The sequence below is a fragment of the Rudaea sp. genome (assembly GCF_036560865.1).
Taxonomy (GTDB): domain Bacteria; phylum Pseudomonadota; class Gammaproteobacteria; order Xanthomonadales; family Rhodanobacteraceae; genus Rudaea.
The window spans coordinates 1-10784 of the sequence record NZ_DATBQK010000051.1; the positions used below are offsets into that span (position 1 = coordinate 1).

The window sequence follows — 10784 nt, forward strand, 5'->3', positions numbered from 1 at the left end:
ATAGAACAATTACGAAACTTTACGTAAAAGTTTCGTGAAACTTTTACGGATGCGCGCAACAGCAAAAAATAGCCGTCTAGTGCGCCTCGTCCCAGTTGTCGCCGACGCCCGTATCCACGATCAAGGGCACCGCAAGGTCCGCCGCATGCATCATGCGTTCGCGCACGCCGGCGGTGATTTTTTCCACGGCCTCTGCGCGCACTTCGAACACCAGTTCGTCGTGCACCTGCATGATCATGCGCGCCACGCCGGAATTGTTTTGCAGCCAGGCATCGACCGCGATCATCGCGCGCTTGATGATGTCGGCCGCAGTGCCCTGCATCGGTGCGTTGATCGCTGCGCGCTCGGCGCCCGCGCGCAAACCCTGATTGCGCGAGTTGATTTCGTAGAGATACAGGCGCCGCCCGAACACGGTTTCGACGTAGCCGTCGCGGTGCGCCTGCTCGCGCGTCGCCTGCATGAACGCCTGCACGCCCGGATAACGTTCGAAATAGCGTTTGACGTAGCCCTGCGCCTCGTTGCGGTCGATGCCCAGCTGACGCGCCAGACCCCAGGCACTCATGCCATACATCAAGCCGAAATTGATCGCCTTGGCGGCGCGGCGCTGATTCGCGTCGACCTGTTCGGGCGGTACGCCAAACACCTCGGCCGCGGTCGCGCGATGCACATCCTGATTGCCGTGAAATGCCGCGAGCAGGCCCGCATCGCCGGACAGATGCGCCATGATGCGCAACTCGATCTGCGAATAATCCGCAGCGAGGATTTTATGGCCCGCCGGTGCGACGAAGGCCTGGCGAATGCGCCGGCCCTCCTCAGTGCGGATCGGAATGTTCTGCAGATTCGGATCGTTCGACGACAGCCGTCCGGTCGCCGCGACCGCCTGGTGATAGCTCGTGTGCACGCGGCCGGTGCGCGGATTGACGTGTTCGGCGAGCTTGTCGGTGTAGGTCGAGCGCAGCTTCGCCAGCGTGCGGTAGTCGAGAATGAGGCGCGGCAGTTCGTGCTGATCGGCGAGACCCTCGAGCGCTTCTTCGTTCGTCGACGGCTGTCCGGTCGGCGTCTTCTGCGTCACCGGCAATTTCAGCTCGTCGTAAAGCAGCATCTGCAATTGCTTGGGCGAATCGAGACTGAAATGGCGGCCGGCAACGCCGTAGGCATGCTGTTGCAATTCGAGCATGCGCCGGCCGAGTTCCTGACTCTGTATTTTCAGTTTCTCCGCATCGATGAGGACACCGGTTTGTTCCATGCGCGCGAGCACGGGCACGAGCGGCATCTCGATATCCTCGAATACGCTTTGCAATCTGGGTTCGGTTTCCAGTTTGGCCCACAGCGCAGCGTGCAGGCGCAAGGTGATGTCGGCATCCTCGGCCGCATAGTCCGCGGCGCGGCGCACGTCGACCTGCGAGAAGCCGATCTGCTTGGCGCCTTTGCCGGTGACGTCCTCGTAACGAATGGTGTCGACGCCCAGATATTTTTTTGCCAGCGTGTCCATGTCGTGACGGTTGCCGCTCGAATTCCACACATAGGATTCGAGCATCGAGTCGAAGCGCACGCCGGCCATCGCGATGCCGTAAGTCGACAGCACGTTCATGTCGTATTTCAGGTGCTGTCCGAGTTTGTATTTTTGCACATTCTGTAAAAGTGGACGCAGGGCTTCAAGTATCTTGGTGCGATCGAGTTGCGCCGGCGCGCCCGGATAATCGTGCGCGAGCGGTACATACGCGGCATGGCCCGGTTCGACCGCGAACGACACGCCGACGATCTCGGCGCGCATCGGATCGAGGCCGGTCGTTTCAGTATCGATGCAGATCAGATCGGCCGCATCGAGGCGCGCAAGCCAGGCGTCGAATTGCGTGTGGGTGAGCACGAGGTCGTACTGGCCGCTGGCAGTTGCGGGGCTCGGGGCTCGGGACTCGGGACTCGAAGCAGGCGTTTGTGTTTGCGCGTTATTTTCGCGAGCGCCTGACTCCAGCGTTTTTTCCACTGCGGCGCTGCCCGGCTCTGCGGCAACGGCCGCGGCATCCAGTTCCTTGAGCGCCGCCCTGAATTCGTAGCGCGCATACAGCTCGCGCAGCTTGGCGGTATCGGGCTCGCGCAAGGTCAGGTCGGACGGCTTTACGTCCAGCGCCACATCGGTCTTGACCTGCGTCAACTCACGCCACAACGGCAGGCGCGGCAGCGCGGCGCGCAGGTTTTCGCCGATCTTGCCGCCGACCTTGTCGGCATTGGCGATGACGCCGGCGAGATCGGCATATTCGGCCAACCATTTCGCCGCCGTCTTCGGTCCGCATTTCTCGACGCCGGGCACGTTGTCGACGCTGTCGCCCATCAGGGCGAGATAGTCGGCGATCTGATCGGGACGTACGCCGAACTTGTCAACTACGCCGGCTTCGTCGAGCCGGGTGTTGGTCATCGTGTTGACCAGGGTCACGTGTGGATTGACCAGCTGGGCGAGATCCTTGTCGCCGGTCGACACGATCACGTCGATGCCTTGCGCCGCGGCTTGCGTTGTCAGCGTGCCGATCACATCGTCGGCCTCGACGCCGGGGATACACAAAATCGGAAATCCGAGTGCGGCGACCAGTTGCAGCATCGGTTCGATCTGCGTGCGCAGATCCTCGGGCATCGGCGCGCGCTGCGCCTTGTAGTCGGCGTACAGATCGTCGCGAAAGGTCGGGCCCGGTGCATCGGCCACGAAGGCGATGTAGTCGGGTTTGGCCTTCAGGCCTAGGCGCAACATGTTGATCACGCCAAACAGCGCGCCGGTCGGCTCGCCGCGCGCATTGGTCAGCGGCGGCAACGCATGAAACGCGCGATACAGATAACCGGAGCCGTCGATCAGGGTGAGTGTCGGTCGTGCCATTGCGGTGATTTATTTGAATAAGCCGCCGAGCTTGGGCCAGCAGCAAACGATTTGCAACGAGGGACACTAAACCAAACGCACCGTGAATGTGTGCAATTTCATGTGGTCTTCACGCAGGTTTTGTTATGCTTCGAAGCGCTATCGAGCATGGAGGTGCGTCATGAGCCGATCATTTCTGGTCAGCATAATCACCGGATTGCTTGTCGCCGCGACTGCGACCGCTCAGGATCGCGGCAAATCGACGGACACGCTGCCGCCTGTGCAGGCGCCGCCGGCGATGGACGATCCGGGCAGCGCCCAGACGGCGCCGGCCGCAGCGCCGCAGTCGCCGGTCGATCCGAAAGTCAAGATCGTTCCGCTCGCCAACTCCGAGGTGGAGGCCAAGGCCGCTGCCGAGGAAGCAAAACGTGCTGCGGCCAGGCCAGTGCCCGTGTTGCCGCCCGCACCCGAACAGAAATTCAACAGCCCGGGCCTGCCGCCCGAAGTGCAGAGGGCCGCCGAGGCGACCGAGTTGCCGGTGATCACCGTGCGCCAGGAAGGCAACGACACGATCGAGGAATACCGCAAGCACGGCAAGCTGTTCGCGCAACGCATTATTCCCAAGGACGGCGGCGAGACCAAATGGTACGTCGACCAGAGATACACAGGGCCGCTGCCGCCGGATCCGGCGGCAGGCGTGTCGGGTCACGTGACGCCGGTGGAATACAGAGTGTTCGAATGGAAATAGTACACTTTTCCACTCGAACCCGAGTGGCCTAAACGACCGGCTTTTTCCCGGCCAGCGCCGCGAGCAGGGCTTCGCGCGGCAGCTTGCCGGTCGCGTTGCGCGGCAGCGCAGCGACCAGGCGCAGCGGGCGTGGCAGGAAGACCGGGTCGATCGCCTCGCGCAGCGCCGCGAGGATGCCGGGCTCGTCGAGTTGCGGGGCGACCGCCAGCGCAGCGAGCCGGCGCACGCCTCGCGTATCCGCATCGAGCTGGAACACGATCGCATCGTCCACGCCCGGGATCGCCAGCAGGCGCTGGGTGAGATCGCCGAGCGAGCCGCGTTTGCCGGCAATTTCCAGAAGATCCGAATTGCGCCCGCGTAGCTGGAATTGCCGCTGTGGCAGCAGTTCGACGATGTCCTGCAACAGGGTCGGTTCGCCGAAATGCGACGCGGTCGCGAGCGTACCGTCCGGCTGCGGATGCAGTTCGACACCGTCGTAGAGCGACCACCCGACAAGATGCGCGGTACGCCGCTGTGCGATGACGCAGGTTTCGGTCGAGCCGAACAATTCGATCACCTGTGTCGCGTAGCGCCGCTCGACGCGCGCGGCGAGCTCGGCATCGAGAGGCGCGGTGGCGCTGACGACGGCGGCCAGCATCGGCAAAGCGAGGTTCTCCTGCAGCAGCGCGCGCAGGTGAAACGGCGTCGTCACCAGCACACGCGGCGCTGGAATCTCGCCCAATGCCTGCGCGATATCGGCCGGGAAAAACGGCTGCCCGGCGTGGATCGCCGCGCGACTGCGCAACGGCAGCAGGACTGACAGTTCCAGACCGTACATATGCTGCGCCGGTACGGTCGCGACGATATTCGGCGCTGGTCCGGCGACCTCGAGCGTGGCCCGGTTCAGGGCGCTGCTGGCGCAGAAGCTTTGCCAGGTCTTGCGATTCGCCTTCGGCGCGCCGGTCGAGCCCGAGGTGAACGCAATGGCCAGCGTGTGATCCGACGCAATGAGTGGAATGGTGTTTGTATACTTCTCCATTTTCCCGTGCAGCTGCGCGACATTGAAACTGCGCGACGCAGCGGACTCGCCATCGTTGAGCGCATAGCTCGGCGCATAGGCATGCAGCATGTCGTTCACGGTCTGTGGCGCGCGCGATGCTGGCAACAGGCTGGTCTGGCCGGCAATCGCAGTCGCGCAGAACGACACGAGGAACCGATAGCGGTCCTCGCACAGATTCACTGCGTAACTGGCATTCGGCAGGCGCCGGGCCAGCGCCTCGACCGCGGCGAGGAATTCGCCCGTGCTGATCGCGGTACCGTCACGCCAGGCGAACGTGCGCGACAGATCGGCGTCCGCCAGCAAGGGTATGGCGGGTGCCGGGCGGTACTTGCGTCCGGTTTCGATTACTGCCGACATCATGTCCCCTCAGCTGGCTTCCGTATAAACACAGATTCGTCGCGACTCAGGCCAACGCAAACCCGTGGCAAATTATTCAGACCCAAGCCTTAACGGCGAACAAACTCCCCGTTGATCGCATCGCGTATCGGGGTTGGCCGCTCCATCCCGCCGGTCGCGCCGTCGAGAATATAGCCGAGTTGATCGCCGAATAACGCATGCACCTGCATGGCGTCGCGCGCCGGCGCTTCGCCGTGCCGGTTCGCGCTGGTCGATACCAGCGCCGCGCCGAACGCGCGACATAGTTGCGCGGCGGGCGCATGCGCGGTGACACGCAGCGCGATGCCCGCGTGCTCGCCGGCGAGCCAGGGTGGCGTCGTCGCGGAGCGCGGAAACACCCAGGTGTGCGGGCCCGGCCAGGTCGCACGCGCGCGAGTGAGCGCGTCGGCAGGCACGGCGCCGATAAAATCCCTTACCTGATCGAAATCCGCGGCGATCAGCAGCACGCCCTGTCCGCTCGGTCGCTGCTTCAGCGCAAACAACCGCGCTACAGCAGTCGCGTTCAGCGGATCGCAACCCAAACCAAAGACCGCTTCGGTCGGATAGGCGATGACGCTGCCCGAGCGCAGCGCGGTAACCGCGGATTCGAGCGCGTCTGGCACGACAGGCAACCTCAGCTTGCCCCGCTGGCGGCCTTTGCCGATTTCCTGACCGCGGTTTTTTTCGCCGCGACCTTTTTGCGCGGCTTTTTCTTCGCCGCCGCTTTCTTTGTGGCAGTTTTTCTTGCCGGCGCTGCTTTGGCCGTGGCCGTGGCCGTGGTCGCAGTCGCAGGCGCGGTTTTCGCGGCCTTGCGGAAGCGTCCGCCGCGCTTGGGTTTGTCGGGCGCCGCAGCCAGCAGTTCGGCGCACTCGGCCTCGCTCAGCGACGCTGGTTCGCGATCTTTCGGAATGCGCGCATTCTTGTTGCCATCGGTGATATACGGACCGTACTGGCCACGCAGGATTTGAATGGCGCCGTCGCGGAAACTCGCGATTACGCGGTTGCGAATCGCCTCGGCCTTCTCGTGCAGCACTTCCTTCGCGCGCGGAAGCTCGATCGTGTACGGATCGTCGGGCGGCTTGATCGACGCATAGGTCTTGCCGTGCTTGACGAACGGACCGAAGCGGCCAATGCCGACGCTGATCGTCTCGCCGTCCGCCGCCTCGCCGAGCGTGCGCGGCAGCTTGAACAGATGCAGCGCGTCCTCGAGCGTGATCGTGTGGATGCTCTGCCCGGGGCGCAGGCTGGCGAAGCGCGGTTTGTCCTCGTCGTCCTTGCTGCCGATCTGCGCCATCGGTCCGTAGCGGCCCAGACGTACGCTGAGCGGTTTGCCCGACGCGGGATCGAGTCCCAACTCGCGCGAACCGCTCGCTTCGGAGCGATCCACCGACTCGGTCTTTTCGTCGACCAGGGCCTTGAACGGCGTCCAGAACTTCTGCAGCAGCGGCACCCAGTCCTCTTCACCGCGGCTGACCGCATCGAGCTCGTCTTCAAGCTTGGCGGTGAAATCGTAGTCGACGTACTGCGCAAAATGTCCGGACAGGAATTTCGCCACGGCACGGCCGACATCGGTCGGCTTGAAGCGGCGGCTGTCGAGCGTGACGTACTCGCGGTTCAACAGGGTCTGGATGATGCTCGCGTAGGTCGACGGCCGGCCGATGCCGTATTCCTCCAGCGTCTTGACCAGGCTCGCCTCGGAGTAACGCGGCGGCGGCTCGGTGAAATGCTGCTCGGCGAGGATGTCCGCGAGCGGCACGGCTTCGCCGATCTGCATCGCCGGCAATTTGCGGTTGGCTTCGTCGTCCTCCGCCGTCTTGACGTCGTGACTTTCCTCGTACACCGCAAGAAAACCCGGATCGACCACCGTGGTGCCGCTGGCGCGCAGGGTCGAATCGCCACCTGCGTCGAGATCGACCGACACGGTGTTCAAGGTCGCGAACTGCATCTGGCTGGCGACGGCGCGCTTCCAGATCAGTTCGTACAGCTTGCGCTGATCGTCGTTCAGGAACGTGGCGATGCTGCGCGGCGTATGCAGGGCCGTGGTCGGACGAATCGCCTCGTGCGCTTCCTGCGCGTTCTTGGATTTGCTGCGGTAAATGTTCGGACTCTCCGGCAGCGCCTTGGCGCCGTAGTCGCGCGCGATCACGCCGCGGATATCGGCGATCGCGTCGTTGCCGATGTTGACCGAGTCGGTACGCATGTAAGTGATCAGGCCGACCGTGCCCTCGTCGCCAATCGCGACGCCTTCGTAAAGACCTTGGGCGAGGCGCATCGTGCGGCTGGTCGAGAAGCCGAGTTTGCGCGCGGCTTCCTGCTGCAGGGTCGAGGTCGTGAACGGCGGCGACGGCCGGCGCTTGCGCTCTTTCGACTGCACCTCGGTAACGATAAGGCGGCCCTGCGCGCTGCGCAGCAATTCCGCGCGCGTGTTATGCGCGTCGGTTTCGTTGGTCAGGTCGAACTGCTCGAACTTCTTGCCGTGCAGTTTCAGCAGGCGCGCGGAAAAGCGCTGATCCGGATGCGCGCAATCGGCTTCGATCGACCAGTACTCACGCGCCTTGAACGCCTCGATTTCCTCCTCGCGCTCGGCGATCATGCGCAGTGCGGGCGATTGCACGCGCCCGGCCGACAGGCCGCGCTGCACCTTGCGCCACAGCACCGGCGACAGATTGAAGCCGACCAGGTAATCGAGCGCGCGCCGCGCCTGCTGCGCGTTGACCAGATCGAGCGACAATGCGCGCGGATTGGCCACGGCTTCCTGGATCGCGTGCGGCGTGATCTCCGAGAACACCACGCGATGCAGAGTCTTGCCTTCGAGCAGGTTGCGCTGTTTCAAAATCTCCGCGATATGCCAGGAGATCGCCTCGCCTTCGCGATCCAGGTCGGTGGCGAGGTAGAGCGCGTCGGCCTTGGCCGCGGCCTTGGCGATCGCCTCGACGTGCTTCTCATTCCTCTCGATCAGTTCGTAGGCCATGGCGAAGCCGGCATCGGGATCGACCGCGCCTTCCTTGGGCTTCAGATCGCGCACGTGGCCGTAGGAGGCGAGCACGCTGAAGTCCTTGCCGAGATATTTGTTGATCGTTTTTGCCTTGGCAGGCGATTCGACGATGAGCAGATTTTTAGCCATAAGTTTTTTACGGCTGCGCTGCGCGCGGCCAGTCCGGATCGAGGCGGATGGTTGGATTGGATAACAGGAAATTCGACGCGGGAATGTGTCGCATCCGACAGGGCGCCCTTTTTCCAGTCAACCTGTGAAAGCGGCGTGTGTCAAGCGCGCTGATCGGCAAGCCGGTCCAAAGCGGACCACCAGCGACACGCACGACATGAAATAAATATCAACGGAAACAGAGACTTCACCTCGTTGCTCGGTATCGCTCGATCAGGGGGTTTTACGCGCATAGCGACCGCCTTGTGCAACGACCAAACCATCGAGTTCGAGTACCAGAAGCATCGATGACAGCGCGGCGGCGGGTAATTGGGTGCGCCCGGCAAGCTCGTCCAGCGCGGTCGGTGTGTGGTCGAGCGCGGCGATCAGACGCGCGTAGTCGGGATCGCCGGAATGCGCTGCTGTCGGCGCATTGGCAGCATGGCGCGAACTGGTGGAGCCAGCATCGTCCAGCGCCAGACGTTCGCGCAATCCATCGGCCAGCACGGCGCCAACCCCGCGCAGTTCCTCGAGCACTTCCTGCGCGGTCTCGATCAGCTTGGCGCCCTCGCGGATCAACTTGTGGCAGCCGCGCGCGAGCGGGCTGTGGATCGAGCCCGGCAGCGCAAACACCTCACGGCCCTGTTCGGCCGCATAGCGCGCCGTGGTCAGCGAGCCGGATTTGATGCTGGCTTCGATGACGAGCGTGCCGAGGCTCAAACCCGAAATGATCCGGTTGCGGCGTGGAAAGTGTTTCGGGTGACCCGGTGTGCCCGGCGGAAATTCGCTGACCAGCGCGCCGTTGCCGGCGACACGCGCGGCCAGCTCTGCATGCTGGCGCGGAAAGACCAGATCGATGCCCGTGCCGAGCACTGCGATCGTCGTGCCGCCGGCATCGAGCGCGGCCGTGTGCGCAGCGCCGTCGATGCCTTCGGCCAGACCGCTGGTCACGACCATACCGGCCTCGACGAAGGCGCGCGCAAATGCCTTGGCATTGGCCAACCCGCCCGCGCTGGCGCTGCGCGAACCGACGATCGCAATCTGCGGCGACCACAGCGCTGCCGGATCGCCCGCGACGAACAGCGCCGCCGGCGCATTCGCGATATCGCGCAGCAATACCGGAAAATCCTCGGCACCGTGCACGATCAGATGATGGTCGGCTGCGGCCAGCCAGGTTTCGTCCCGATCGAGCGCGGCCTGATCGGGCGCGGCGAACCACGCGCGCGCTTCCTCGGGTGCGTCGCGTCGCGCGTGGGCCAGGGCAGCAACCGCGTCGCCATGCCTTGCGAGCAAGGCGCGAATGGGTGCGGCACCGAATCCGGGCGCGCGCAGCAGGGTCAGCCAGGCAAGCGTCTGCGCGGCGGAGAGTTCGGAGGGCATTGGGCGCCTGTCTCCATGGCGGACCGAATGAACTGGCTAGGTATGATCCGGATCGTAGAGCGGGTCGAGCAGATGCACCGGGCGCACGCCGTCCATGATCAGACCGTAGCTGACGTGGTCGAAGGTGCGGAAGATCATCACGTGGCCAACATATTCCTCGGGCAACTGCACTTTCGCCTCATCCGGATGCAGGAATTTCTTCATGCTTCCGTCACGATAGTCGGTGTAATCCTTCACGACTTCGCCGTGATGGAAGATCGAATACGTCTGCCCGTTCTCGACCCCGTCGGCCGCGCCATGCGACAGCGCGACGACCGTGTTGCGCCCGGCCACCATCCAGCCCGACGCATCGACCGTATCGGTGAACGCGATAACGCGCATGCCATCCGGCACCTGTTTGGGCGCGTGCGGCACGTAGGAGGCGTCGTAAGGTTTGTCGTCGATCGGCATGATGAAATCGCCCGGGCGAATTTCCACATCCGAGGTGAGCACGAGCACCGAGGCGGGATTGCCCGCGTGGGTGACGCGCACCGTGCCGATCTGCAGCGCTTCGTAGCCGAGGAAGTTGACCTTGCCGGCGAGACTGAATTCCTGCGGGCCGTGATGCCAGATCATGTCATCGCGGAATTCGTGCGACAGGTCTTTGTCGTCGGTGGAATCGCGATAGAAGCGCTGCGGCGCGGCGTCGCGCGGCACGATTTCGTAGTAGCGCCCGAGCGTGCGCACGACGGCGAGCTGGTCGCCCGGCTGCGCGCTCAGGCCGCGCACGTAAGCGAGCTGTCCCGGCGTGGCGCGCAGACGCGCGTCTTCGGCACCGACAACGTGCGGTGCGTTCTTGTAGTCGTCCTCGCCAATCATGCGCGTGCGCTTGAGGAACTTTTCGATGGCCTGCAGCGGAATGGGTTTGATCGCATCCTCAAGCTGCTCGACGCGTGAGTGGGGGCCGAAGCCCGGGCGCAGATGCGGACCGCCGTCGAGATAGGCGAGGTTGATCACGTCGCCCGGGAAAATCAGGTGCGGATTCTTGACTTGGGCATTGGCCTGCCAGACTTCGGGCCATTCCCACGGGCGCTTGAGAAACTTCGCCGCAATGCCCCACAGCGTATCGCCCCTGCGTACGACGTACGTATCCGGGTGATTCGCAACCAGTTCGACGTTCGCGGCATAAGCCACAAGCGTCACCAAGAAGCCGGCGAAGATCGCAGGTAGTCTTTTAAGCATGGCGGCTAAGAACCTGATTTTCCCCAAGGACTGCGTG

At 63.8% G+C, this 10784-nt stretch carries 7 protein-coding genes; 1 reads left to right on the forward strand and 6 read right to left on the reverse strand.

The genetic code is table 11. The annotated features are described in order from the left end of the window. Window positions 1–76 precede the first annotated feature (76 nt). Window positions 77–2863, reverse strand: a complete 2787-nt coding sequence (gene polA / locus VIE67_RS05995; RefSeq protein WP_332024264.1) for a DNA polymerase I — start codon at window positions 2861–2863, stop codon at window positions 77–79. 160 nt (window positions 2864–3023) lie between these two features. Here polA and VIE67_RS06000 point away from each other — a divergent pair, with 160 nt between their 5' ends. Then, window positions 3024–3590, forward strand: a complete 567-nt coding sequence (locus VIE67_RS06000; RefSeq protein ID WP_332024266.1) for a DUF2782 domain-containing protein — start codon at window positions 3024–3026, stop codon at window positions 3588–3590. Window positions 3591–3618: 28 nt separating this feature from the next. Here the strand turns inward: VIE67_RS06000 and VIE67_RS06005 are convergent, their stop codons facing one another. From VIE67_RS06005 to VIE67_RS06025, 5 genes are all read right to left on the reverse strand, one after another. After that, on the reverse strand, window positions 3619–4986 hold the full coding sequence (locus VIE67_RS06005; protein ID WP_332024267.1) for an AMP-binding protein: 1368 nt from the start codon (window positions 4984–4986) through the stop codon (window positions 3619–3621). A gap of 89 nt (window positions 4987–5075) precedes the next feature. Next, a complete protein-coding gene (gene tsaC, locus VIE67_RS06010) occupies window positions 5076–5627 on the reverse strand; it encodes an L-threonylcarbamoyladenylate synthase type 1 TsaC (RefSeq protein WP_332024269.1) in 552 nt (183 codons plus the stop codon). Window positions 5628–5638: 11 nt separating this feature from the next. Beyond that, window positions 5639–8128 (reverse strand): DNA topoisomerase I, encoded by a 2490-nt coding sequence (locus VIE67_RS06015; RefSeq protein WP_332024271.1) that lies wholly within the window; start codon window positions 8126–8128, stop codon window positions 5639–5641. A 252-nt stretch (window positions 8129–8380) separates the two neighbouring features. Then, window positions 8381–9526 (reverse strand): DNA-processing protein DprA, encoded by a 1146-nt coding sequence (dprA, locus tag VIE67_RS06020; protein ID WP_332024273.1) that lies wholly within the window; start codon window positions 9524–9526, stop codon window positions 8381–8383. Between the two features lie 36 nt (window positions 9527–9562). After that, entirely contained in the window at window positions 9563–10747 is a 1185-nt protein-coding gene (locus VIE67_RS06025) for a LysM peptidoglycan-binding domain-containing protein (protein WP_332024275.1), read from the reverse strand. Between the last annotated feature and the right edge of the window lie 37 nt (window positions 10748–10784).